The organism is Microbispora sp. NPDC004025, from assembly GCF_053604425.1.
On the sequence record NZ_JBSGHN010000009.1, the window covers coordinates 159,070 to 184,322 of the forward strand.

Consider the following 25,253-nt stretch of genomic DNA (forward strand, 5'->3'; position numbering starts at 1 on the left):
TCTACCCCCCACCTGAGCTACAGAAAGAGCGAGGTCGTCCATGCGCAGACCCCGAAGCGCGGTCCTGCTGTCCGCGCTGGCCGTGTCACTGACCACGGCGCTCGTCCCACTGACACCCGCCGACGCGGCGGGGGCCACCCTCACGGTGAACGTCGCCCAGCCCTTCCGGCCCGTCACCCATGTCGCCGCCGGCGGCCTGTACGGCCTGGCGGAGAACGGCCGACCGGCGGACTCCACGCTGCTGCCGCTGAAACTCAACTCGCTGACCCAGCCCGCCCCCGGCGTGGGACAGCGGCCCAACGGCCAGCCGCCCGGAGGCGACTCGCTGCTCGTGGCCCCGCAGGCCACCCGCGTCGGCGCCGGGGAGTTCATCCGGATGCCGGACATCTACCCGAACTTCCCGTACGGGTGGGTGAGCTGGAACGACTGGCTGGCCAAGGTCGACACCATGGTCCGCGCTCGCCTCAACGCGACCACGGTGACCAACGTCATCGGGTGGGAGCTGTGGAACGAGCCCGACTGGACGTGGAACACCTCCGCCGCCGGGTCCTTCAACGACGGCTGGACGCGCACCTACCGGGCCGTACGGGCGCTGGACACCACGACCCCGATCGTCGGCCCGAGCACCTCCTACTACAACCGCTCCTGGTTGTCGTCCTTCCTCAGCAGCGCCAAGGCCGCGGGCACGCTGCCCGACGTCATCTGCTGGCACGAGCTGGGCGACCCCACCGCCATCGCCGCGCACATCGCCGACTACCGCGCGCTGGAGAGCTCGCTCGGCATCAGCCCCCGGCGCATCTCCATCAACGAGTACGCCGCGACGAGCGAGGTGGACGTCCCCGGCCGGATCGCCAGCTACGTGGCCAAGCTGGAGCGCGGCGGCGTCGAGTCCGCGCACCGGGCGTTCTGGTACGAGTACGGCACGATGAACGGGCTGGTGGTCAACAACAGCCAGCCCACCGGCACCTGGTGGCTGTACAAGTGGTACGGCGACATGGCCGGCCGCATGGTGACCACCACCCCCGCCACCCAGACCGGGCTGGACGGCTTCGCCTCCTACGACTCCACCCGGAAGATCGTGAACGTGGTCTTCGGCAACGAGTCCGGCACCAACACGGTCCGCGTCACCGGCATCGGGGCGCTGGGCTCCTCGGTCCGGGTCACCCTGCAGTCGACCCCCGCGAGCGGCCGGTTCACCGCTGTGACCGCGCCCACGACCGTCTCGACGAGCACGTACACCGTGAGCAACGGGCAGATCAGCGTCTCGGTGCCGAACATGTCGGCGACCAGCGCCTACAACCTGGTGATCCAGCCGGTGAGCGGGGTGCCGTCCTACCAGCAGCGGTACGAGGCGGAGAACGCCGCCGTCTTCCGCGCCCAGCGGCTGACGAGCTCCAGCGCGTCCGAGGGCGGCTACGTCGGCCGCATCGACAACAACACGAGCACGCACAGCACCGACAGCTACGTCGACTTCGTGGTGAACGTGCCCACGGCCCGCTCGTACACCATGACCATCGGCTACGCCAACGCCACCGGGGCGACCGCGACGCAGGGCCTGGCCTACAACGGCGGCGCCTGGACGACGGTCAGCTACCCGCCCACCGCGGCCTGGGGCCAGTTCGGCGCCACCGTCAGCACCACGGTCGACCTGCGGGCGGGCTACAACGTGATCCGCCTGGCCAAGGGGTCCCCCAACTTCGCCGGCGGCACCGGCTACGCCGAGCTGGACTACATCCAGCTGACCTGAGCCGCGCCGGACATCGAAAGGAACAACGACATGGAAAGCCTCGACAGGGGCCGGCGCGCCGCCGGCCTGGGCCTGGTGGCCCTCGCCGTCGCGGGCGGGCTCACCGCGTGCTCCGGGTCGTCCGGCGGTGACGGCGGCGCCCCGGCGGGCGCGAGCCAGGCCGCGGGCGGAGGGACCTACACGATCTGGGACCCCTACCCGCAGTTCGACGACTCCTCCGACTGGGTGAAGCTGCTCACGCAGTGCGGCACGCAGGCGGGAGTGACCGTCAAGCGGACCGCCTACGACACCACGGACCTGACCAACAAGGCGCTGCTCGCGGCCCAGCAGGGCAACTCGCCGGACGTGCTGATCGTGGACAACCCGGTCGTCTCGACGCTGGCCGAGGCGGGCGTGCTGACCTCGACCGACGAGACGAAGATCGACACCACGGCCGTCTCGCCGAACCTGCTGGCCGCGGGCCAGATCGGCGGCAAGACGTACGGCGTCCCGATCGGGGCGAACACCCTCGCCCTCTACTACAACAAGGAGGTGCTGAAGAAGGCCGGGGTGGACGCGGCCGCGGTGAAGGACTGGGCGTCGCTGACGGCGGCGCTGGAGAAGGTGAAGGCGGCGGGCAAGAAGGGCATAACGTTCTCCGCCATCGGCACCGAGGAGGGCAGCTTCCAGTTCCTGCCGTGGTTCTGGGGCGCGGGCGCGAATCTCACCAAGCTGGACTCGCCGGAGGGCGTGGCGGCGCTGTCGCTGTGGACCGACTGGGTGAAGAAGGGATACGCCCCTTCCTCCGTGATCAACAACACCCAGACCACGAGCTGGCAGGAGTTCGCGACCGGCGACTTCGCGTTCGGCGAGAACGGCACCTGGCAGCTGGCCAACGCCAAGAAGACCGGTTTCGAGTACGGCATCATCCCGATCCCCGCCAAGGGCGGCGGCACCGCCCCGGCGCCGACCGGAGGCGAGTTCGTCAGCGTGCCCGTGCAGAAGGACATCGCCCGGTACGTCGCCTCGCAGAAGCTGGTGACGTGCCTGGCCAGCACCGGCAACTCGCTGACCACCACGACGACGCTGTCGTACATCGCGCCGACCGAGGAGGTGCAGGCCACGCAGGTCGAGCGGAACGCCGAGCTGAAGGTGTGGGTGGAGGCGGTCAAGGCGGCCAAGGGCCGCACCAGCGATGATCTCGGCACGAAGTACCCGAAGATCTCCGAGCCCATGTGGAAGGCGATGCAGGCCGCGCTGAGCGGGTCGCAGCCGCCGCAGGAGGCGCTGACGGCCGCCCAGGCCACGGCGGCGAGCGCGATTCAGTAGGCACCGCTCAGTAGGTGCCGTTCAGTGGGTGCCGTTCAGTAGGCGCGGCGTGCGGGCCCGGCGTGTCCGGGCCCGCCCTCTCGTCAGACGAAGGAAAGCATGAAACACGCAACACAGACGCCGGCTCCGCGCGCGGGGGACAACCGGCGGGAGCGGGTCGCGGCGCCACGTTCCCAAGGGGCCGGCAGCGCCCACCGCGCGCCCGCGCGGCGATCGACCCAGTGGGCGGCATGGGCGTTCCTCGCGCCGATGGTGGCCTACCTGCTCGCGTTCTACGCCTATCCGCTGTACCGCAACGTCGACCTGAGCCTGCGTGACTACACGGTGCGGTCGTTCGTGCAGGGGGACGCGCCGTTCACCGGGCTCGCCAACTACGCGAAGGTCGTGCGCGACGCCACGTTCGGGCCGGCGCTGTGGCACACGGTGGTGTTCACCGTGGTGTCGCTGGCCTTCCAGTTCACCATCGGCCTCGCCCTGGCCGTGTTCTTCACCCGGAGCTTCCGGCTGTCGGCGACGTTGCGCGCGCTGTTCCTGGTGCCGTGGCTGCTGCCGCTGATCGTGTCGTCCTCGACGTGGTCGTGGATGCTCAACAGCGAGTCGGGCGTGGTCAACGCGGTGCTCGCGGCGGTGGGGATCGACCCGGTCAACTGGCTGACGTCGCCGGACTGGTCGCTGTGGTCGGTGACCATCGCCAACATCTGGATCGGGATCCCGTTCAACCTCGTCGTGCTGTACAGCGGCCTGCAGGCGATCCCGTCCCACATCCACGAGGCGGCCGAGCTGGACGGCGCGACCGGCTGGCAGCGGTTCTGGAAGGTGACCTTCCCGCTGCTGCGGCCGGTCTCGGCGATCACGCTGCTGCTCGGGCTGGTCTACACGCTGAAGGTGTTCGACATCATCTGGATCATGACGAAGGGCGGGCCCAGCGACGCGTCCACGACGCTGGCCACCTGGTCCTACCGGCTGGGCTTCGGCAACCTGCTGCCCTCTTTCGGGCCGGGCGCGGCGGTCGGCAACCTGCTGATCGTGATCGCGCTGGTCTTCGGCCTCGTCTACATCCGCGCGCAGCGACGGCAGGGGGCGGCATGAGGGCGACCGGGCGTGGCTGGTGGCGGACCGGCCTGGGCGTGGTGTTCACCGCGCTCATGCTGTTCCCCGTCTACTGGATGATCAACGTGTCGTTCACCCGGGACCAGGACATGCGCAAGTCGCCGCCGTACTGGTTCCCGGTGCACGGGACGTTCGAGGGATACCGCGCGGTCCTGGAGCAGCAGCTGCCGTACCTCGGGGTGAGCCTGGTCGTCGGGCTGGGCACCGTGGCCCTGACGCTGGTGATCGCGGTGCCCGCGGCGTACTCGCTGGCCAAGCTGCGGCCGCGCGGCCGCGGCGTGCTGGGCTTCGTGCTGCTGATCGCGCAGATGATCCCCGGTGTGATCATGGCGATGGGGTTCTACGCCATTTTCCTCGCCACCGGTGTGCTCAACACCGTGCCGGGGCTGATCGTGGCGGACTCCACCCTGGCGGTGCCGTTCGCGGTGCTGATCCTCACCGCGTTCATGTCCGGCATCCCCGAGGAGTTGCTGCAGGCGGCCCGGGTGGACGGCGCGGGCGTGCTGCGCACGTTCTGGTCGATCGTGCTGCCGGTCAGCCGCAACTCGGTCATCACGGTGTCGCTGTTCGCGTTCCTGTGGGCGTGGTCGGACTTCGTCTTCGCCTCCACCCTCGACCAGGGCGGCGCCCACCAGCCCATCACGCTCGGCATCTACCACTACATCGGCAACAACAACCAGCAGTGGAACGCCATCATGGCCACCGCGGTCGTCGCCTCGATCCCGGCCACGGTCCTCCTCGTGATCGCGCAGCGCTACGTCGCCGCGGGCGTCACCGCCGGAGCGGTCAAGGACTGAGCGCGATCGGAAAGTGAGTTAGTCAGGCGACTGACTGGGAGTCGACAAGCGGGCCTGTGGCCGCTACGGTTGCTCCAAGTAAGTCAGCCAACTAACTTATTGGAGCGATCATGATCGTCGTGACGGGCGCCACCGGAAACGTCGGGGGCCGGTTGGCCGCGCTGCTCGCCGCCGCGGGCGAGCGGGTGACCGCCGTCTCCCGGCGGGCCGCCGAACTGCCCGAGGGCGTACGGCACGTGCGGGGCGACCTGGAGGACCCCGCCGGGCTGAAGGACGCCTTCGACGGAGCGGACGCGCTGTTCCTGCTGGTAGCAGGGCAGGACCCACGGGCGATCCTCGACGCCGCCCGGGCCGGCGGGGTGCGCCGGGTCGTCCTGCTGTCCTCCCAGGGGGCGGGGACCAGGCCGGAGTTCTACCGCCACCCCGCCGCCTTCGAGGACGCGGTGCGCCGGTCCGGTCTGGAGTGGACCATCCTGCGTCCCGGCGGCTTCCACTCCAACGCCTACGCCTGGGCCGAGTCCGTCCGCGCGGGCCGTACCGTCGCCGCTCCGTTCGGCGACGTCGGCCTGCCGACCGTCGACCCGGGAGACATCGCCGAGGTCGCCGCGGCCGTCCTGCGCGAGGACGGGCACGCGGGCCGCGTCTACGAACTGACCGGCCCCGCGCCGACCACGCCGCGGGAACGCGCGGCGGCGATCGGGGACGCGCTGGGCGAGCCGGTGCGCTTCACCGAGCAGACCAGGCAGGAGGCCCGCGCGCAGATGCTCGGGTTCATGCCGGAGCAGGTGGTCGAAGGGACGCTCGCCATCCTGGGGGAGCCGCTGGAGGCCGAGCGGCGGGTCGGTCCGGACGTCGAACGCGTCCTCGGCCGCGCTCCCCGGTCCTTCGCCGACTGGGCCGTACGCAACGTGGCCGCCTTCCGGTGAGCCCGGCCGGGGAGTTCGCGGCGCGATCACGCAGTTCGACATCCGAGAGGAATCCGTCATGCCCGTTCAGCACGTGCTCGGCTCGGCCATCCACTACCGCGAGACCGGCTCCGGGGCGCCGATGGTCTTCCTGCACGGCAACCCCACGTCGTCCCATCTGTGGCGGCACGTCATGCCCGCTGTCGGTGAAGGCCGCCTGCTGGCGCCCGACCTGATCGGCATGGGTGAGTCCGGCAAGCCCGGCATCGCCTACACCTTCGCGGACCACGCCCGCTATCTGGACGCCTGGTTCGACGCCCTCGACCTTCGCGACGTGGTCCTCGTCGGCCACGACTGGGGCGGCGCCCTGGCCTTCGACTGGGCCTCCCGCCACCCGGATCGCGTGCGGGGGATCGCCTTCACCGAGACCATCGTCAAGCCGATGACCTGGGAGGAGTTCCCCGATGGCGGCCGGGAGCTGTTCGCGGCGATCAAGACGGAGGGCGTCGGCGAGAAGATGATCCTGGACGACGACGCCTTCATCGAGGGACTGCCGGGCACCGTCGCCGGCCCCATGGACCAGAGCGACCTTGCCGTCTACCGCGAGCCGTACCCGACGAGGGAGAGTCGCCTGCCGCTGCTGCGGTGGGCCCGTTCGATGCCGCTCGGCGGCGAGCCGGCCGACGTGGTGGCACGCGTGGAGGCGTACGACGCGTGGCTGGCCGCCAGCCCGGAGGTGCCGAAGCTCCTGCTCGCCTTCGCGCCCGGGCCCGGCACGATGATGCACCAGGGCATGATCGACTGGTGCGCGGCCACCATCGCCGGCCTCGAGATCCGGCGGTACGACGAGGTCGCGGGGCACCACACCCCCGAGGATCACCCGGAGCTGATCGGCAGGGCCGTCGCGGACTGGGCGAAGGCGCACGGGCTCCGCTGACGCCCCGCGTCCACGGACGACAAGCCGTCCCCGGGTTCCGCGCCCGCTGCCGGGAGTCGGAGGCGACATCGGGCGTGGACGCCGGGGCAGGTCGCAACTGTCGGTGCCCTCCAATACGGTCGTCTCGGCACGCGGAGCCCCGCCCGCGATCTGGCGGGCGGGACTCCGCGATCGGGCGGGTGCGACACGGATCCGAGGCATGGATCCGTGACACGGATTGGGGGGCCGGATGGCGGAACGCAGGGCGCTTGACCTCGACTCGCCGGCGATCAGCGATCGGTTCAGGCTGTTCAACTTCACCAGGCGTGACGACCATGTGGCCTACCTGTGGGTGCTGCGGGCCATGGACCGGCTGCGGGAGGTGCACCAGGTCCAGGTGGACGCGGGTGAGGTGCAGGCGGCCCTCACCGAGCTCGCCCGGCTCCACGACGAGGTGCCCACCTTCGACGGCAACCTGCGCGACCGGCTGGACGCCCTGTACGAGGACGGCGTGGTGCACCGGTTCGACGACGCCTCGCGGGCCGGCAACCTCGTCCGCTACCGCAACAGGCAGTCGGTCTATCAGTTCAGCGAGCTCGGCTACTGGGCGTACACCTCGGTGGAGGGCCTGCTCGCGGCCCGCATCCAGGACGCGAACCTGTCGCGCCTGGTCTTCTCCGACATCCTGGAGGACCTCAAGGCGCTGGCGGCGGCCAACCGCGCGGGGCAGGGCGAGCAGGTCTACCGCCGGCTGTCCCGGCTGGACTCGGTGATGGAGGACATGGGACGCCGCTCCGCGCACTTCCATGTGACGCTCGGCGAGATCATCCGCTCCACCGACGCCTCTCCGGAGACGTTCCTGCGCTACAAGAACGCGCTGCTGACGCACATGTCCGAGTTCATGGCGGAGCTCGACCGCTATCTGCCCCGCCTGGCCGCGGCCGTACGGGACGTCGAGACGAGCGGCCTGACCTCCCTGCTCGACCGCGCGGCGGCGGCGGACGAGCGGCCCTTCATGGACCGCCACGAGCGGCTGGAGGACTGGCGCCGCCGCTGGTCCGTGCTGCGGGCGTGGTTCGCGCCCGAGGGGCCGGGGGAGTCCCGGGCGGGGGAGCTGCGCAACGCGACGCGCGTCGCGGTGTCGGGGGTGATCGCGCTGCTGCGGCAGATCTCGGAGGCGCAGCGCGGCGGCGTCAACCGGGCGACCCAGCTGCGGCACCTGGCCGAGTGGGTCTGGAACGCGCCGGACGAGGGCGCCGCCCACGCGCTGATGGGCGCGGCGTTCAACCTGCGCAGCGCCCGGCACCTGGGCGCGGCCCACGAGGACACCGAACAGATCTCGCCCAGGAACACATGGTGGGACGCGCCGGGGGTGGAGGTGTCGGTCACGCTCTTCCGCAGCGGGAAGGCGCCCACGACGGGCGTGCCCACGCCGGTGCGTGGCAACCCCGGCGCGCGGGCCGCGCTGCGCCGCGAGCAGGCCGCGGAGCGCGCGGCCGAGCGCGAGGCCGCCGGCCACCTGGTGGGGATGGGCGCGCACGGCCGGGAGCTCGACGACGCGGAGACCAGGGTTTTGCTGAAGCTGATGACGCGGGCGCTGGAGGGACGCACGGTCGTCGCCGGCCGCTTGAAGAGGGGCTCCGGCGCCGACGACGCCGTGATGATCCGGCTCGTGCCGTCCGACGGCGGGAGCGCGGTGCGCACCGCGCGGGGACTGCTCCACCTGCCCGGGTTCCGGGTCGAGATCGCCGGTCGGACGCCGGTGGCGGGTTCGGGGACGGGGGGTTCCCGGTGACGACTGCCCGCACCCGTGCCGGCGCCCGGGCCGCCGTCGGCGTCTCCACCGCCGACCTCGGCTCCTATCAGCAGGCGGTCCGCCGGGTGCTGACCTGCGACCTGATCACCAAGGAGCGGCCGCGCCCCGGCGTGCTCGACCAGGTGCTGCGGTGGGCCGACGAGATGACGCGCGACTTTCGCGAGCTGTTCGGCTACACGCTGATCGCCACGACCCACCACGTGCGGCTGGTCCGCCACCTCGACGTCCTGGACGAGACGCAGCGTTCGATCTTCTCCCGCAAGGGCAAGCCGTTCGACCGCCGCCGGCTGGCCTACCTGTGCCTGGTGCTCGGGTCGTTCCAGCGCTCCCGCATCGAGATCAGCCTGGCGGACCTGGTGCGGATCTTCACGCCGCTGGCCAACTCCATCGACGGTCTCGGCTTCGATCCCGCGCTCGGCTCGCACAAGGCCGCCGTCGTCGACGTGCTGGGCTGGCTCGTGGACCGCGGCGCGCTCCGGCTGTCCGACGGCAGCCTGGAGTGGTGGGCGCGCGACACCGAGCGCGGCGACGCGCTGTACGACATCGACCACGACATCTGCGCGGTGCTGTTCAAGCCGGCCCGGCCCGTCCAGCACCTCACCAGCGCGGCCGGGCTGGTGCACGAGCCGCCGCACGCGAACCCCGTGCGCAGGGCCAGGCGGCTGCTCGTCGAGTTCCCCGTCGTGTACTACGCGGACGTCGACCCCGAGGTGGCCGACGCGCTGCGGTCCCCGGGCCTCGCCGAGGACCTCGTCCGGTTCACCGGGCTGGCCCTGGAACGGCGCGCGGAGGGCGTCATGCTCGCCGACCCGGGCGGCGTCTTCACCGACCGGCCGTTCCCGGGCCGGGGCAACGCGGTGAGCCGGGCGGCCGGCCTCCTGCTGGCGAAGATCGCCGACCTGCTGGAGGACCCCGAGCACGTCCCGGAGCGCCTGCCCGTCCCCGCGCTCGCCGACGACCAGGCCGGCCTCGTCGCGCGGATGGACGCGGGACTGCCCCGCGACGGGATCGTCGCCGAGCTCGCCTGGTCCGCCGCGGAGGCGGAGGCGCCTTTCCCCGGCGACCGGCCCGCGCCCGCCGAGGCGCCGTTCGTGGAGCGCGGCCGCCTCGAGTCGATGACGACCGAGCTGTACGACGAGTTCGGCGCGGCCTCGTTCACCACCGCCTGGCAGCAGGACCCCCGGGGGCTGCTCGACGCGGTCGTCGGCTTCCTCGCGGACCTGATGCTGCTCAGGCCGGTGCCCGGCGGCGTGCTCGTCCTGCCCGCCGCGCTGCGGTATCGCAACATCCGGGCCGCCCTGCCCACCCGAACCTCGGGCGGCCAGCTGGCGCTGGTGGCGCTGCCCGAGCCGGCCACACAGAAGGACCCGTCGGCGCGGGAGCACGCGCCGGCGCAGGAGGAGGAGCGATGACGCCGCCGAGCGACCGGTTCCAGCCCAGCAGAGCCGGGGTGATCAACGTCTGGGACTACGTCGACGAGGAGTTCGCCTTCGCCGACGGGCGCCTGGTCCTGCGCGGGCACAACGGCTCGGGCAAGACCAAGGCGCTGGAGGTGCTCTTCCCGTTCATCCTCGACGGTGTGGCGGACGCCCGGCGGCTCGACCCGTTCAGCGGCGAGAACCGGACGATGAAGTCCAACCTGCTCTACCGGGGGCAGGAGGCCGAGTACGGCTACGTGTGGATGGAGTTCGCCCGGCGGGAGATCGGGGCGGAGCCCGCCGAGACCGACGAGACCGTCACCCTCGTCATCGGCATCCGCGCGCACCGGCACCGCGACGGGGTGCGGACCTCGTTCTTCGTCACGGACAAGCGCCTCGGCGTCGACTTCGGGCTGCTGGCGCCCGACTCCCGGCCGCTCACCGAGCGGCAGCTCAAGGCCGTGCTCGGGCCGGACGCCCACAGCGAGACCGCCACGCAGTACCGCGACGCGGTGGACGCCCGGCTGTTCGGGCTGGGCAGGGAGCGCTACACCCAGCTCCTCGACCTGCTGCTGGCGCTGCGCCGCCCGCTGCTGGCCAAGGACCTCGACCCCGACAAGGTGTCCGCCACGCTCACCTCGGGTCTCAGCCCTCTCGACGAGGAGCTCGTCGACCAGGCGGCCCGCGACTTCGAGAACCTCGCGGCGGTGCAGAGGCAGTTCGACGACTTCGCCGCCGCGGACGAGGCCGTACGGGCGTTCCTGACCGACTACGTCGCCTATCTGCGCACCCACGCGAAGGCCCGGCTGTCCCGCATCCAGACCGAGATGGACGGCGCGGTGGAGCACGCCCGCACGCTGGTGCGGGCCGAGGAGTCGCGCAGGACGGCCGCGGCCGCACGCGAGGCCGCGACGGCGGCGTCCGCCGCGGCGGAGGCCGAACGGGAGGGCCTGGAGCGCCGCCTCGCCGCGTTGCGCGCGGACGACGCCTACCGCGCGCGGGGCGAGCTGGACCTGCGCCGCCGTCAGGTCGCCAAGACGGGCGAGGAGATCGAGCGGGAGCGGGTCCGGCTGGCGGACGCCGCCGATCACCTGGCCGCCCTCGAAGGGGAGGCGGGCGAACACGCGGAGCGGCTGGAGGGCGCCCGGGCGGCGATCGTCCGCCACGCCACGGACCTGGCCGACGCGGCGGAGCGGGCGGGAGTCTCCCACGACGGGGACGGTCCGGCCGACACGGGGGAGGACCTGCTCACGACGGCGGGGGCCCGGGCCGCCGCCCGCCGGGACGACGTCGCGAAGGTCCGCGACGAGATCGCCAGGGTGACCGCAGCGGAGAGGGACCGGCTGCGGGCCGAGACCGACCGTGACAAGGCCGACAAGGACGTCGAGGAGCGGGAACGGCGGTGCGAGGCCGCCGACGCCGCACTGGCGACGGCGCGCCGCGACGCGCGGGAGGCACTCGACGCCTGGGCCGTCCGCTGGGCCCGCTCCCCGGAGCTTCCGGACAACGAGCCCGCAGAGGACGGACGGCCCGGGGACGAGCACACGGGATACGAGCACACGGGGGACGAGCAGACCGGGCACGACGAGGCCGTGGCCGGGCCGGCCGACGTGGAGGCGCTGGCCGAGGCCCTCGACCACGCCGGTGACGCCGGGGCGCCGTCCCCGGCCGAGGTCTACGGCGTGCGGACCGAGGAACGGCGCACGGAGGCGGTCAGGTCCGTGGAGCGCCTGTCCACCCGGGTGCGCGACCTCGCCGCCGAGCTCGTCCGCCTGCGCCGCGAGCGGGAGGAGATCGCGGCGGAACGCGACGAGGCGCCGCCGCACGACGACCGCCGGACGGCGAACCGCGACGGACGTCCGGGGGCGCCGCTGTGGCGGCTCGTCCGGTTCGCCGACGGCCTCGGCGCGGAGGAGGCGGCCGGTCTCGAAGGAGCCCTGTACGGCGCGGGACTGCTGACCGCCTGGGTGCATCCGCAGGCGCGGCACACCCTCGACGCCGTCGCGGCGCCGGAGCCCGACGGCTACCTGCTCCCGCTTCCCGTGGAGAGCCGCCCGTCCGGCCGCACGCTCGCCGACGTGCTCGTGCCGGAGGAGCAGGACCTCGTTCCGGCGGCGGTCGTCACGGACGTGCTGCGGTCGGTCGCGGTCGCCGACACGATCACATCGGAGGGATCTGCGCCGGTGGTGACCGGCGGGGCCCAGTTCGGCCTCGGTCTCCTCGTCGGCGCCCGGCCCAAGCCTTCGCCCGAATACATCGGCGCCACGAACCGGGCCAACCGCCGCGCCGCCAGGCTCGCCGAGTACGACGAATCGATCGGCGAGACGAGCCGGGCGCACGAGGCCGCCGAGCGGGACCTGGCGCGCGCCGGCCGCCGCCTGGAGGACTTCGCCCGGGCCAGGCGGGAGCTTCCGCCCGCCACGGCGGTCGCCGCGGCCGTCGCCCGCGTGTCGCGCGAGTCCGCGCTGCTGGCCCAGGCGCGGGCGGCGCTGACCGATCGCCGCCGCGACCTCGACGCCGCGGTGGCCCAGGCCGACGCGGCGCGCCGGCGGCTGCGGCAGGTCGCGGCGGAACGGAGCATGCCCGTCGCCGAGCAGGAGGTAGACGCGGTCGCCCGGGCCGTCGACGACTTCCTCGCGACGGCGCAGCGGCTGCACGACGGCCGCGAGCGGGCCGCGTCCGAGGAGCGGGACCTTGCCTCCCGGCAGGCTGCGATCGCGCGGCAGCGCGAGCGGCACGACGCGGACTCCCGCGTTCTGGAGGACAAGGAACGGGAGCACCGTGCCGACGTCGAGGAGCTCAGGGCGGGTGAGGAGGCCCTCGACGCGCCGCTGCGCGAGGTGCTTGCCCAGGTGGACGAGGCCGAGCGCGACCTCGCCGAGGTCCGCCGGCGGTGTGAGGAGCACGCCGCCGCGGCGGCGCGGGAGGACAAGGCGCTGATCGTCGCCGAGAACGACCTCAAGCACGGCCAGTCCTCTGTCGGCCAGGCCCTCGGGCACCTCTTCGAGCACGCCGCGTCGTTCGGGCCGTACGCGCACCTGGAGCTGCGCCCGCTGCTCGGCGTCACCGCCACCGAGCCGTGGCCCGCCCACGTCGGCTGGCCCGAGCCCGCGGAGGCGGCCGCGTCGGTGGCGGCGGAGTTGTCCGCCCAAGCCGACGGGCCGCCGCCCGACCCCGCCGCCCTTGTCGGCCGGGTGCTGCCGGGAGAGGTCGCCGCCCTGCTGGACGCCTTCGGCGCGGAGATGGCGGACATCCGCGTTCCGGGGGAGAGCGCGCTCAAGAGCTCCGCGAGCCGGCTGTCGGCCTCGCTGCGGGCCTTCCAGGACGCGCTCGACGGCTGCGCCGAGGACTACCGCCTGGAGCACGACCCCACCGGCGTCGTGATGGTCTACGTCAGCGACGAGGGAGGCCGCAATCCCGTCGCCGCGTTCGCCCGGCGCGTCGCCGACCGCGTCCGGGAGCAGGGTGTGCTGCTCGAGGAGCGGGAGCGGACGGTGCTGGAGGACGAGCTGCTCACCGCGCTCGCCCAGCAGGTGCACGACCGGGTCCGCACCGCACGCGACCTCGTGCGCGGGATGAACGAGGACACCCGGTCCCGGCCCATGTCGTCCGGCACCAGGATCGGCATCCGCTGGGGCCGCTCCGACCGGCTGAACGACCGGCAGGTCGCGGTCGCGCGGCTCCTCGACCGGGACGCGCACGGGCTCGGCGCGGCCGGGCTGGCCGAGCTGCGCGGCCTGCTGCGCGAGATGATCCGCGGCTACCGTGCCGCGCACCCGCGCGCCACGTACCGGCAGGCCCTGGCCGACGTGCTCGACTACCGCACCTGGTACGGCTTCGAGCTGGTGCTCGCCGTGCCGGGGGAGAAGGAGGTCAAGCTCACCCGGGCCAAGCACGAGGAGATGTCCGGCGGGGAGAAGTCGGCGGCCATCCATCTTCCGCTGTTCGCGGCGGCCAACGCCCTCTACTCGTCCGCCAAACCCACCTGCCCGCGCGTGATCGCGCTGGACGAGGCGTTCGCCGGCATCGACGACCGGTACAAGCCCGAGCTGCTGGGCCTGACCGTGAAGTTCGGCCTCGACCTGTTCATGACCGGCCACGACCTGTGGATCCACTTCGACACCGTGCCGATGGCGGCGCACTACGACATGCACCACGACAAGAGCGCCCACGCGGTCTCGGCGATGCTGATGCTCTGGGACGGCGACCAGACCGTCGACGCCGACGCCGGTTTCGCCGGCAACGAGGAACTGGCCGAGACGCTGCTCGGTTTCCGGCCGAGCCGCCGCGCTCCCGCCCTCACCGAGGGCACCCTCCTCGCCGCCGAGGGCGACGAGGAGCCCGACGACGCGGAGGCGGGTGTGTGAGAACGCGTGGAAACGGCGCATCGCGGAGTTGCCGACTGAGAAGTTCCCAGCGCTCTCCCGGCAGTCGGGATTTCCTTTCCTGCCGGAGTCGGTCTCGGCGGACCGGATCCGAGCTGAACGTCATGCGTCAAGGTTCTCTTGACGTATGGCCGATGTTATCCCTGCTTCCGCGGCACACGACGATCTGCAGGCGCTCAGATCGGCGAACTACTCATGGACGGGGCTCGCCCGTCTGGTCCTGTCGGAACAGGGGCGTGTTCTGGTGGACAAGACCGCCGCGCTGGTGCCGACCAACCGGCCCGGCTCGGACGAGGTCCTGCTCGTCGAGGAGGCCGCCAGGCTGGTCGAGGACGCGCAGCGCCTGCTGACCTTCGCGGTGATCTACGAGCGGCTGAGGAACGTCAGCTGGGAACGCATAGGCGTCGCACTGGGCAGGGCCGGTCGCAGAACGGTCAGCCGGCAGGCCGCGCATGAACGGTACGCCGACGCCGAGCGGGACTTCCGCCGCCGCCTGCTGTACGCCTGGCTGTTGCCGGAACGCGCGGCCGAGGTGCTGGACAGCACCGACCACCTCGCCGAGGTGATCAGGAATCTCAACGTGTGGCTGGGCGACCGGGAAGAGCTCGTCGACGAGTCCCCCCACACCGGCCTGCCGCCCATGAGCGTGAGTGAACGCGCCGACCTGATCGACCGGGCCGAGGCCCTGCTGCAAACGATGGCGGACGGCGTAAGCGAGCAGGAGCACCGCGACCTGCGGGCCGGTCTGTGCCGCCGGCGGATCGAGTTGTACGAGGACCTCGCCGACCGGACGCCCGGTGATCCCCACGTGCTCATAGCGCTGTCCGAGGCCCGCCAGCGTCTGGAGGAACTTCGCGCGACCGGCTCCTAAGCCGCCCGCAACTATGGTGGTCCAGCGGAGCAACTCGCGCAGACAAGGGTCCCCGACCACGGCTGCTCGCTGCATGCTGCTGGATCTCCATACCCACCGAGGCCGGCCGTTGATGGGCGTATGCCGCACCATCTGATGGGATGCCGAAGTTGGCAAGTCCGTTAGACAGGTTTCGGCTATCTGCATAGACACAATGGTGGTGTGTCCCTAGGTTGTGGGGCATGGAGCCGATGAACCACGATTTGATTTTCGACCAGCCCGATCTCATTCCCCCAGGCGACGACGTCGTCGAAGCCGTCACATACTTCGCCACTGTGACGCGCGCCGGAAAGCAGTGGACCGCCACCGCCGAACTCCCCGGCGGGCACACCGTCCGAACTCAGGGCGGTAGCTGGGCAGATGTCAAGAGCAATGTCGCCCAGCTCATCTTCGGCGTACTTCGGGACGAGCATGCAACGATCGGCGTCTACGTCGAGCCCGCCGACCCAAAGGCCAAGGCAGCTCTCGCGGCGGTCATTGAGGCACGGCAGGCGCGAGTCCTCGCCGAGCAGGCCGAGCGCGACGCCGTCCGCCATGCCGCCCGCCTCCTCACTGCTCAAGGGTGGACCACCCGCGATGTGGGCAGCGCGATGCGCCTGTCACACCAGCGCATCTCGCAGATCCTCAACGAGTCGAGCGTGTAGCCGAAGCTGACGCGATGTGCGGCGACGTGCCCGGGACCATCGGGAGCCGCGGGAGTCCACCTGCTCCTGGTAGTCCCCATGACCAACGTAGGCGTGGTCGCTCGGCAGGGGCAGGGGCAGGGGCAGGGGCAGGGGCAGGGGCAGGGGCAAGGGCAAGGGCGGGGTCGAGCCGGTGCCCGATCGGCAGACCATGCCGGTATGGGTGCGCGCGATGTCCACTCGCCGTCCTTTCCCCCACTCCAGCACAGATGCGGATTCACACAACGTGGCCCCGGCCGCTCGTGACCAGCACCGAATTGACCTTCACACTGACGGCGTGGTCACCCGAGAACAGCACGAACGCTGGGGACGCCATCTACGGCAAGACGGACGATGGCACGTCGAGCCGGCTGTCGCTCAGGTCGCACGCATCATCGGCGAAGAGCTACCGACCAGCGCCTACAAACACTCAGCATGGTGGGCTGGCGATTTCAGGCACACGCAGGCCGTACGGCTCGACGCCGACTACACCGTGCGGCTAGCCCTCCCCGGCCCGCAGCACAGAACCAGGACAATCCGGTCTCGCCCCGCGCGTCCCGCCGGTCTTGACAGACGGCGCCGGCCTTGACAGAAAGCCGTGACGGACCGCTTCGACGATGAGGAGTTCCGCGTGAGCGAGACGACCGGCACCCACGCCTTCCGGGAAGTCCGCGACCTGCTGCTCCGCTTACGGGAGGACCCCGAGCGGGCGGCGCGTGAGTTCGCGTGGCCGGTGTTCGGCGACACGTTCAACTGGGCCACGGACTGGTTCGACGTCATCGCCCGGGGCAACGACCGCACGGCCCTGTGGATCGTGGAGGAGGACGGCTCCGAGCGGCGTTACTCCTTCGACGAGATGGCCCGCCGCTCCGACCGGGTGGCGGCCTGGCTGGCCGTCCAGGGGGTCGGCAAGGGCGACCACGTGCTGCTCATGCTCGGCAACCAGGTCGAGCTGTGGGAGTCGATGCTGGCGGTGATGAAGCTCGGCGCGGTGATCATGCCGGCGACCACCGCCCTCGGCACGGCGGACCTCGCCGACCGCGTGCGCCGGGGACGGGTCCGGCACGTCGTCGCCAACGCGGCCGACACGCACAAGTTCGACGGCGTCCCGGGCGAGTACGGCCGCGTCTGCGTGGGCGAGGCGACCGGCTGGCTTCGGTACGGCGACGCGTACGCGACGCCCGATCCGGAGCCGTACGAGGCCCGGACCTCTCCCGGCGACCCGCTGCTGCTGTACTTCACCTCGGGGACGACCAGCAGGCCCAAGCTCGTTCGGCACACACAGGTGTCCTATCCGGTGGGGCACCTGACGACGATGTACTTCGTCGGGGTGCGGCCGGGCGACGTGCACCTCAACATCAGCTCGCCCGGCTGGGCCAAGCACGCCTGGAGCTGCTTCTTCGCGCCGTGGAACGCCGAGGCGACGGTGTTCGTGCACAACTACTCCCGCTTCGACGCCGCCGCCCTGCTCGCGCTGATCCGCCGGGCGGAGGTGACCACGTTCTGCGCGCCGCCGACCGTGTGGCGGATGCTCATCCAGGCCGACCTCGGGGACGGGCCGGGCCGCCTGCGCGAGGCGGCCGCCGCGGGGGAGCCGCTGAACCCCGAGGTCATCGCCCAGGTGGAGCGGGCGTGGGGGCTGACCGTCCGCGACGGGTACGGCCAGACCGAGACGACCGCGCTGATCGCCAACACGCCCGGCACGCCGGTGAAGGCCGGCTCGATGGGCCGCCCCCTTCCCGGCGTGCCGGTCGTGGTCGTCGATCCGGTGACCGGCCGGCCGGCGGACGAGGGCGAGATCTGCCTCGACCTCGCCGCCCGTCCGGTCAACCTGATGACCGGATACCTCGACGGCGACGAGGAGGCCATGGCCGGAGGGCTCTACCACACGGGCGACGTCGCGGTGCGGGACGCCGACGGCTCCATCACCTTCGTGGGACGCACCGACGACGTGTTCAAGGCGTCCGACTACAAGATCTCGCCGTTCGAGCTGGAGAGCGTGCTCATCGAGCATCCCGCCGTGGCGGAGGCGGCGGTCGTCCCCGCCCCCGACCCGATCCGCCTCGCCGTGCCCAAGGCGTACGTGGTGCCCGCCGCGGGCTGGGAACCGAACAGGGAGACCGCCGCGGCCATCCTGCGGCACGCCCGCGAGAGGCTCGCGCCGTACCAGCGGGTGCGCCGGATCGAGTTCGCCGAGCTGCCCAAGACCATCTCGGGGAAGATCCGCCGGGTCGAGCTGCGGGCCAGGGAGAGCGACGCCGCGCGGGAGGGGACCCCGCCGTCGAAGGAGTGGCGGGACGACGAGTTCCCCGAGTTGCGCGCCTGAGCGGCCCGTTCTCGCCCGGCCTGCCCGAGAGGATAGGTTGGCTCCTGATCATCTGGGCGCGAGTCGCTTTGGGGAGGTGCGGGACGTGGTGCCGTCCACGCTCGGCGGTCGTTACGAGCTGGAGGAGCTGATCGGCCAGGGCGGGATGGGCGAGGTCTGGCGGGGCCGGGACCTGCGGGCGCACCGTCCCGTGGCGGTCAAGATCCTCGCGCCGCAGGTCGCCGGGGTCGCCTCGCGTGAGCGCTTCGCCCGCGAGGCACGCGCCGCCGCCCGCGTCGTCCATCCGAACGTGGTGACGGTGCTGGACGTCGGCGAGCAGGACGCGCGGCCCTACCTGGTGATGGAGCTGCTCACCGGCCGCAGCCTGGCCGCGGAGCTGCTCGACCGGGGCCGGTACGGCGTGGCGGAGGCGTGCGACCTCATGAGCCAGGCCGCCGCGGGGCTGGACGCCGCCCACCGGGCCGGGGTCGTGCACCGGGACGTCAAACCCGCGAACCTGCACCGCACCGCGAGCGGCGTGCTCAAGGTGGTCGACTTCGGAGTGGCGCAGGTGGCGACCGAGGCGGCGCGGCTCACGATGGTGGGCACGGTGGTCGGCACCGCCGCGTATCTCGCGCCGGAGCAGATCGACGGCCGGGGCGGCGGGGCCGCCTGCGACCTCTACGCGCTGGGGTGCGTCTGCTACGAGCTGCTGTGCGGGCACCCGCCGTTCACCGGGTCGGCCCCGGAGCTGGTGTATCAGCACATGCACCAGGCTCCGGTGCCGCCCGGCCGGCACCGGCCCGACATCCCCGCCGAGCTGGAACGCCTGATCATGGCGCTGCTGGCGAAGGACCCCGCCGCCCGGCCCGCCGACGCGGAGGTCGTACGCCGGGTCCTGGCGGCCGTCGCCCTCTCCGCGGCGCAGCCGGGGCGGGAAGGCGGACCGGCGGCAGGGGAAGGCGGACCGGCGGCCTGGGAGGCCGGGGCGACCCCGCCGCCGCACGGGCCGTACCCGGGCGGCGCGCGTGCGGGCGACACGGCGCTGCTCGACGCCCCGCCGCCCGCCGTCCCGGCCGGACGTACTCCGGGGTCGCTCGAACGGCGGACGCTGATCCGGCTCGGCGCCGCGGTGGCGGGGCTCGCAGTGGTCACGATCGGGGTGGCGGCGCTGTCCGACGGCGGCGGACGGGCCGAGCCCGCGGTCGCGGGCCAGTCGCCGACGGCCACCCGCGCCGAGACGTCACCCACCCCGGCGAGGAAGGCGAGTCCGTCACCCCGGCTGTCCAGGACGCCGTCCCCCAGGCCGTCGCCGAAGCCGTCTCCCACGCCGTCCGCGACGCGACGCGTCTACCGCGGCTACATGGAGTGGCTGGCCGCCTTCGACCACGCCGTACAGGCGCAGGAGAGCCGGGGCGGCATCGAGCCGAAGCTGGCCCGCGAAGCCCACGACGCCATCAGGAAGACGGCCAGGGACCTGTCCCGGGGGCGAGGCGGGGACAAGGGCGCCAAGGCCGCGCGGCGGGTCCGCGACCTGCTCATCAAGCTGCAGCGGGCGCACTCGACGGGGAGGCTCGCCGACGGCCCGCTGATCGACTTCGTGAACTCCGCCGGCTTCAGCTCCCGGGGGGACGACGACTGAGGTCCTCGACCGGCCCGACGTCGCGGGTCCACGACCCCAGCACGAGCAGGGTCTTGGTGCCGGTCACGTCGCCGGCGCGGCGCAGCCGGTCGATGACCTGCTGGAGATGGCCGAGGTCGCGGACGCGGACGTGGATGAGCGCGTCCGGGTCGCCGGCGATCGTGAACACCTCCTGCACCTCCGGCACGTCCGTGGCGGTACGGACGATCTTTCCGACCGGCGTGGTGCCGGGGTAGCGCAGTTCGGTGAACGCCTCGATGCCCCAGCCGAGCTTGGCGTAGTCGATGCGCACGGTGAAGCCCGTGATGACGCCGATCTCCCGCAGGCGGTCGACCCTCCGCTTCACCGCGGCCACCGACAACCCGATCTCGGCGGCCATCTCCGAGAAGGTCCTGCGCCCGTCCTCGCGCAGCAGGCGCAGCAGCCGGTGGTCGATGTCGTCGATCTCCGCCATGGGCATGTCCCTTTCCAACCGCTATCGGCGCAAAGAACAGTAGCGTCGCAGGCGCGATCCTCCATCTTTTTGCGTTTTCGCAGCGGCTTGCCGCGCGATGCTTGCGCGGAAGCCGTCACCGTTGGTGTGCTGTGGGTCACCCCTCGACCTCAGGAGGTTCGCGTGTCCTCGCCCGTGTCCTCACCGGCCGTCTCGCTCGACGACAAGTACGCGGCCGAGAACGGCACCGTGCTGATCTCGGGCGTCCAGGCCCTCGTCCGGCTCACCCTGGAGCAGCGCCGCCTCGATGTCGAGCGCGGCCTGGACACGCGGGTGTTCGTCTCCGGATATCCCGGCTCGCCGCTGGGCGGCGTCGACCTGGAGATGGCACGGGCCGCGCGGTTCCTGGAGGAGGCGGGGGTGGTGGCCCGGCCCGGCCTCAACGAGGAGCTGGCGGCCACGGCGGTGGCGGGCACGCAGCTGCTCGCGCAGGCGCCGGGCCGCCGGCACGAGGGGGTGGCCGGGTTCTGGTACGGGAAGAACCCGGGCCTCGACCGGGCCGCGGACGCGATCCGGCACGGCAACGTCGCCGGCACCGCACCGCTCGGCGGGGCGGTGGCCTGGATCGGCGACGACCCGGGCAGCAAGTCGTCGACCGTGCCCAGCTCCTGCGAGCCCATGTGCCAGAGCCTGTCGATGCCGCTGCTCGCCCCCGGCTCGGTGGCGGAGGTCGTCGAACTCGGGCTGCACGCGGTGGCGCTGTCGCGGGCCACCGGCCTGTGGGCCGGCCTGAAGATCGTGGCCGACGTCGCCGACGCCTCCGCCACCGTCGACCTCGGGTCGCTGCGCGAGAGCATCCGGTCCGGCGTACCGGTGCCGGACCGCGCCGAGCGGGGGGCGCCGCCGACCCTGGTCGGGCCGGCCTCGCTCGACGCCGAGCACGACATGCTCACCCGCAGGCTCGGCCTGGCCCGCGAGTACGCCCGCGCGCACGGCCTCAACCGGATCACGCGCGACGCACCGGGGGCCACGACGGGCGTGCTCGCGTCCGGCGCCTCCTACGCCGTGGTCCTGCGCGCCCTGGCCGACCTCGGCCTGGACGAGGCCGCGATGGACCACCTCGGCCTGCGGCTGATCCGGCTCGCCATGCCGTTCCCGCTCGCCTACGACGACCTCGCCGCCATGACCGCCGGGCTCGACCGGGTGCTCGTGGTCGAGGACAAGGTGCCGTTCCTGGAGGGGCACCTCAAGCAGGCGTTGTACGAAACCGGGCAGCGCCCCGACGTCATCGGGCGGGAACTGCTCACGGCGCGCGGCACGCTCGGCGGCGAGGACGTGGCCGGGGCGCTCGCCACCTGCTTCGGTCCCGACCGCCTGCCCCGCCAGGCGGCGATCCTGTCGCCCGCCCCCGCGAGGCGTCGCGTCATGCTCCCTCTGGCCGCCGCCCGCACGCCGTACTTCTGCTCGGGCTGCCCGCACAACGCCTCCACGCGCGCCTCCGACGACACGCTGGTGGGCCCGGGCATCGGCTGCCACGCCATGATCGCCCTGGACGGCGACGGACGCGGCAGGCGGATCGGCATGACGCAGATGGGAGGCGAGGGAGCCCAGTGGTTCGGCCTCGCCCCCTTCACCTCCGACCGTCACTTCACCCAGAACCTCGGCGACGGCACCTTCCACCACTCCGGCTCGCTCGCCGTGCGCGCCGCCGTCGCCGCCGGCGTCTCGATGACGTACAAGCTGCTCTACAACGACGCGGTGGCGATGACCGGCGGGCAGCGCGCCGAGGGCCGCCTCGACGTCCCGGCGCTGACGCGATGGCTCGCGGCCGAGGGCGTGCGCCGCGTCGTGGTCACCACGCCGGAGCCGGAGACCTACCGGGGCGTGCGGCTGGCGCCGATCGCGTCCGTGCGGCACCGCGACGACCTCCCGGCGGTGGAGAAGGAGCTCGCCGCGATCGACGGGGTGACCGTGCTCATCCACGACGACCGGTGCGCGGCCGAGGAGCGGCGGCTGCGCAAACGCGGAAAGCTGCCCAAGCCGAAGACCAGGGTCGTGGTCAACGAGCGTGTGTGCGAGGGCTGCGGCGACTGCGGGGACGCCTCCACCTGCCTGTCGGTGCAGCCGGTGGAGACCGAGTTCGGCCGCAAGACCCGCATCCACCAGGCGTCGTGCAACTCCGACCTGAGCTGCCTCAACGGCGACTGCCCGTCGTTCCTGCTCGTCGAGCCCCGCTCCGCGGCCTCGCGTACGGTGCCCGAGCCGCCGGTGGCGCTGACCGAGCCGGCGCCGCGGTTCACCGAGCGCTCGGTGCTGCTGCGGATGCCCGGCATCGGCGGCACCGGAGTGGTCACCGTCTCGCAGATCCTGCAGATGGCCGCCCACCTCGACGGTCTGCACGCCGCCGGGCTGGACCAGACCGGGCTGGCGCAGAAGGGCGGTCCCGTCGTCAGCGACGTGCGCGTGTCCCCGCGCCCGATCGGCGGGTCGGTCCGCGCCGCCCGCGGCACCGCCGACGTCCTCGTCTGCTTCGACGTGCTCACCGCCGCCGCGGACGACACGCTCGCCGTGGCCTCACCCGGCCGTACGGTCGCCGTCGTGAACACCGCGATCGTGCCGACCGCCGCCATGGTCACCGGCCGCGCGGCCCTGTCCGGGCCCGAGGACGCGGTCGCCCGCATCGCGTCGGCCACCCTGCCCGAGGCCGGCCTCCAGGTGGACGCCGGCGCGCTGTCCGAGGCGTTGTTCGGCGACCACATGCCGGCCAACCTCGTGCTCGTCGGCGCGGCCTACCAGCACGGCTGCATCCCGATCTCGGCCGGGGCGATCGAGCGGGCCATCCGTCTCAACAAGGCGGCGGTGGAGCGGAACCTGGCGGCCTTCCGGTGGGGGCGGGCCGCCGTGATCGACCGCGAGGCCGTCTTCCGGGCCGCGATCCCCCCGGCCCCTCCCGCCGTGCCGGTCGACGACGCCGCCCTGCGCGAGGCGGCCGGGACCGGAGCGCTCGAGGAGACGCTCGCGCTGCGGATCGCCGACCTGACCGGCTACCAGAACGCGGCCTACGCCCGTTCGTACGCGCGGGACGTGCGCCGGGTGGCCGCGCTGGCCGCCGAGCGGGCGGGGGAGGAGGCCGGCGCGCGGATCGGGCTCGCGTACGCCCGGGGGCTGCACAAGCTCATGGCGTACAAGGACGAGTACGAGGTCGCCCGGCTGCACCTCGACCCCGTGGAGCGGGCCCGGCGCGAGCGGGAGTTCGGCCCCGGCGCGGCGGTGTCGGTGCTGCTGCATCCGCCGCTGCTGCGGGCGATGGGCCTGCAGCGCAAGATCAGGCTGCGCCGGTCCGCCGATGTCGTGTTCCGCGGGTTGCGGGCCGCCCGCGTGCTGCGCGGCACCGCTCTGGACGTGTTCGGGCACGCCGCCGTCCGCCGCGTGGAGCGTACGCTGGTCGGGGAGTATCGCGAGCTGGTACGGCGCGCGCTCGAGCGGCTCACCCCGGCGACCGCTCGGACCGTCGCGGAGATCGCCGCACTGCCGGACGTGATCCGCGGCTACGAGGGCATCAAGCTCGCCCGTGTCGCGGAGTTCCGCGACCGCGCGGCGGCCCTGCTCGCCCGGCTGGACGACCCCGCACTGGTGGAGGTGCCGTGACTGTCGACCGTCTGCTGCCCGGGCAGGACGCCCGGGACCTCATCGAGCTGACGCGTGAGATCGCCGACAAGGAACTCGCCCGCCGGGTCGACGAGCACGAGCGGGCCGAGACCTACCCCGAGGGGCTGTTCGCCACGCTCGGCGCGGCCGGGCTCCTCGGCCTGCCCTATCCGGAGGAGTACGGCGGCGGCGGCCAGCCGTACGAGGTGTATCTCCAGGTGATCGAGGAGCTGGCCGCGCGGTGGGCCGCCGTCGCGGTCGCCGTGAGCGTGCACACGCTGTCCTGCTTCCCCGTCGCGACGTACGGCACGCCCGAGCAGCGGGAGCGCTGGCTGCCGGACATGCTCGCCGGGCGGCTGATCGGCGGCTACAGCCTGTCCGAGCCCCAGGCCGGATCGGACGCGTCGGCCCTGACCTGCAGGGCCGACAAGACGGAGGACGGCTACCGGATCACCGGCACGAAGGCGTGGATCACCCACGGCGGCCGGGCCGACTTCTACGCGTTGTTCGCCCGGACGGGCGAGGGCAGCCGGGGCGTGTCCTGCTTCCTCGCCCCGGGCGCCGCCGAGGGCCTGACGTTCGGCCGTCCCGAGGAGAAGATGGGCCTGCACGCCATCCCCACCACCACCGCCCACTGGGACGGCGTGCCGATCGAGGCCGGCCGCCTCATCGGCGCGGAGGGCCAGGGCCTGCCCATCGCCTTCGGCGCGCTCGACTCCGGCAGGCTGGGCATCGCCGCCTGCGCCGTCGGCCTCGCCCAGGCCGCGCTCGACGAGGCCGTCGCGTACGCCAAGGAGCGCGAGACGTTCGGCAAGAAGATCATCGATCATCAGGGGCTCGGCTTCCTGCTCGCCGACATGGCCGCGGGCGTGGACTGCGCCCGGGCGACCTACCTCGACGCGGCCCGCCGTCGCGACGCCGGCCTGCCGTACGGCAGACAGGCCAGCGTCGCCAAGCTGGTCGCGACCGACACCGCGATGCGGGTCACCACCGACGCGGTCCAGGTCTTCGGTGGGTACGGCTACACGCGGGAGTTCCGCGTCGAGCGCTACATGCGCGAGGCGAAGATCATGCAGATCTTCGAGGGCACCAACCAGATCCAGCGGCTCGTCATCAGCCGCCACTTGGCCAAATAGCCCATGACATGCTCGAACCCCGCTCCCCTCTGCCGGGAAGCGGGGTTCTTTGTCTCAGGGCGGGCCGCTACCGCCTCTAGAGCTTCGTTCCGCCCAGCGGGCTCCGGCCCCGTCC

17 protein-coding genes are annotated in these 25,253 nt (G+C 72.7%); 16 read left to right on the forward strand and 1 reads right to left on the reverse strand.

Going from position 1 to position 25,253, the window contains the following annotated elements:
* Nucleotides 1–40: 40 nt before the first annotated feature.
* From ACWEQG_RS22880 to ACWEQG_RS22945, 14 genes are all read left to right on the forward strand, one after another.
* Nucleotides 41–1,747, forward strand: a complete 1,707-nt coding sequence (locus ACWEQG_RS22880) for a CBM35 domain-containing protein (protein ID WP_452287513.1) — start codon at nucleotides 41–43, stop codon at nucleotides 1,745–1,747.
* 30 nt (nucleotides 1,748–1,777) lie between these two features.
* Nucleotides 1,778–3,055, forward strand: coding sequence for a sugar ABC transporter substrate-binding protein (locus ACWEQG_RS22885; RefSeq protein WP_452287515.1), 1,278 nt, complete (start codon nucleotides 1,778–1,780; stop codon nucleotides 3,053–3,055).
* A gap of 99 nt (nucleotides 3,056–3,154) precedes the next feature.
* Nucleotides 3,155–4,144, forward strand: a complete 990-nt coding sequence (locus ACWEQG_RS22890; RefSeq protein ID WP_452287517.1) for a carbohydrate ABC transporter permease — start codon at nucleotides 3,155–3,157, stop codon at nucleotides 4,142–4,144.
* On the forward strand, nucleotides 4,141–4,962 hold the full coding sequence (locus ACWEQG_RS22895) for a carbohydrate ABC transporter permease (protein WP_363471989.1): 822 nt from the start codon (nucleotides 4,141–4,143) through the stop codon (nucleotides 4,960–4,962). The genes ACWEQG_RS22890 and ACWEQG_RS22895 overlap by 4 nt, the downstream gene beginning before the upstream one ends.
* Before the next feature lie 110 nt (nucleotides 4,963–5,072).
* Nucleotides 5,073–5,888, forward strand: a complete 816-nt coding sequence (locus ACWEQG_RS22900) for an NAD(P)H-binding protein (RefSeq protein WP_452287519.1) — start codon at nucleotides 5,073–5,075, stop codon at nucleotides 5,886–5,888.
* A 58-nt stretch (nucleotides 5,889–5,946) separates the two neighbouring features.
* Nucleotides 5,947–6,804, forward strand: a complete 858-nt coding sequence (locus ACWEQG_RS22905; protein ID WP_452287521.1) for a haloalkane dehalogenase — start codon at nucleotides 5,947–5,949, stop codon at nucleotides 6,802–6,804.
* Nucleotides 6,805–7,033: 229 nt separating this feature from the next.
* Nucleotides 7,034–8,578 carry a TIGR02677 family protein gene (locus ACWEQG_RS22910; RefSeq protein ID WP_363473770.1) on the forward strand — a complete coding sequence of 515 codons (1,545 nt, stop codon included), beginning with the start codon at nucleotides 7,034–7,036 and terminating at the stop codon, nucleotides 8,576–8,578.
* Nucleotides 8,575–10,011 carry a DUF2398 family protein gene (locus ACWEQG_RS22915; RefSeq protein WP_452287523.1) on the forward strand — a complete coding sequence of 479 codons (1,437 nt, stop codon included), beginning with the start codon at nucleotides 8,575–8,577 and terminating at the stop codon, nucleotides 10,009–10,011. Before ACWEQG_RS22910 ends, ACWEQG_RS22915 begins: the two co-directional genes overlap by 4 nt.
* A complete protein-coding gene (locus ACWEQG_RS22920) occupies nucleotides 10,008–14,384 on the forward strand; it encodes a TIGR02680 family protein (protein ID WP_452287525.1) in 4,377 nt (1,458 codons plus the stop codon). The genes ACWEQG_RS22915 and ACWEQG_RS22920 overlap by 4 nt, the downstream gene beginning before the upstream one ends.
* Nucleotides 14,385–14,529: 145 nt before the next feature.
* On the forward strand, nucleotides 14,530–15,273 hold the full coding sequence (locus ACWEQG_RS22925; protein ID WP_452287527.1) for a hypothetical protein: 744 nt from the start codon (nucleotides 14,530–14,532) through the stop codon (nucleotides 15,271–15,273).
* Nucleotides 15,274–15,494: 221 nt separating this feature from the next.
* A complete protein-coding gene (locus ACWEQG_RS22930) occupies nucleotides 15,495–15,956 on the forward strand; it encodes a hypothetical protein (protein ID WP_452287529.1) in 462 nt (153 codons plus the stop codon).
* 211 nt (nucleotides 15,957–16,167) lie between these two features.
* Entirely contained in the window at nucleotides 16,168–16,563 is a 396-nt protein-coding gene (locus tag ACWEQG_RS22935) for a DUF7662 domain-containing protein (protein WP_452287775.1), read from the forward strand.
* Between the two features lie 42 nt (nucleotides 16,564–16,605).
* Entirely contained in the window at nucleotides 16,606–18,300 is a 1,695-nt protein-coding gene (locus tag ACWEQG_RS22940) for an AMP-binding protein (protein ID WP_452287531.1), read from the forward strand.
* Between the two features lie 85 nt (nucleotides 18,301–18,385).
* Nucleotides 18,386–19,921, forward strand: coding sequence for a serine/threonine-protein kinase (locus ACWEQG_RS22945; protein ID WP_452287533.1), 1,536 nt, complete (start codon nucleotides 18,386–18,388; stop codon nucleotides 19,919–19,921).
* Here the strand turns inward: ACWEQG_RS22945 and ACWEQG_RS22950 are convergent.
* Nucleotides 19,896–20,375, reverse strand: coding sequence for an Lrp/AsnC family transcriptional regulator (locus tag ACWEQG_RS22950; RefSeq protein WP_363467471.1), 480 nt, complete (start codon nucleotides 20,373–20,375; stop codon nucleotides 19,896–19,898). The genes ACWEQG_RS22945 and ACWEQG_RS22950 overlap by 26 nt on opposite strands.
* 162 nt (nucleotides 20,376–20,537) lie before the next feature.
* Here ACWEQG_RS22950 and ACWEQG_RS22955 point away from each other — a divergent pair, with 162 nt between their 5' ends.
* Both ACWEQG_RS22955 and ACWEQG_RS22960 read left to right on the forward strand, forming a co-directional pair.
* Nucleotides 20,538–24,002: an indolepyruvate ferredoxin oxidoreductase family protein gene (locus ACWEQG_RS22955; RefSeq protein ID WP_452287535.1), complete on the forward strand. Its 3,465-nt coding sequence runs from the start codon at nucleotides 20,538–20,540 to the stop codon at nucleotides 24,000–24,002.
* Nucleotides 23,999–25,138, forward strand: a complete 1,140-nt coding sequence (locus ACWEQG_RS22960; RefSeq protein WP_452287537.1) for an acyl-CoA dehydrogenase family protein — start codon at nucleotides 23,999–24,001, stop codon at nucleotides 25,136–25,138. Before ACWEQG_RS22955 ends, ACWEQG_RS22960 begins: the two co-directional genes overlap by 4 nt.
* Nucleotides 25,139–25,253: the final 115 nt, after the last annotated feature.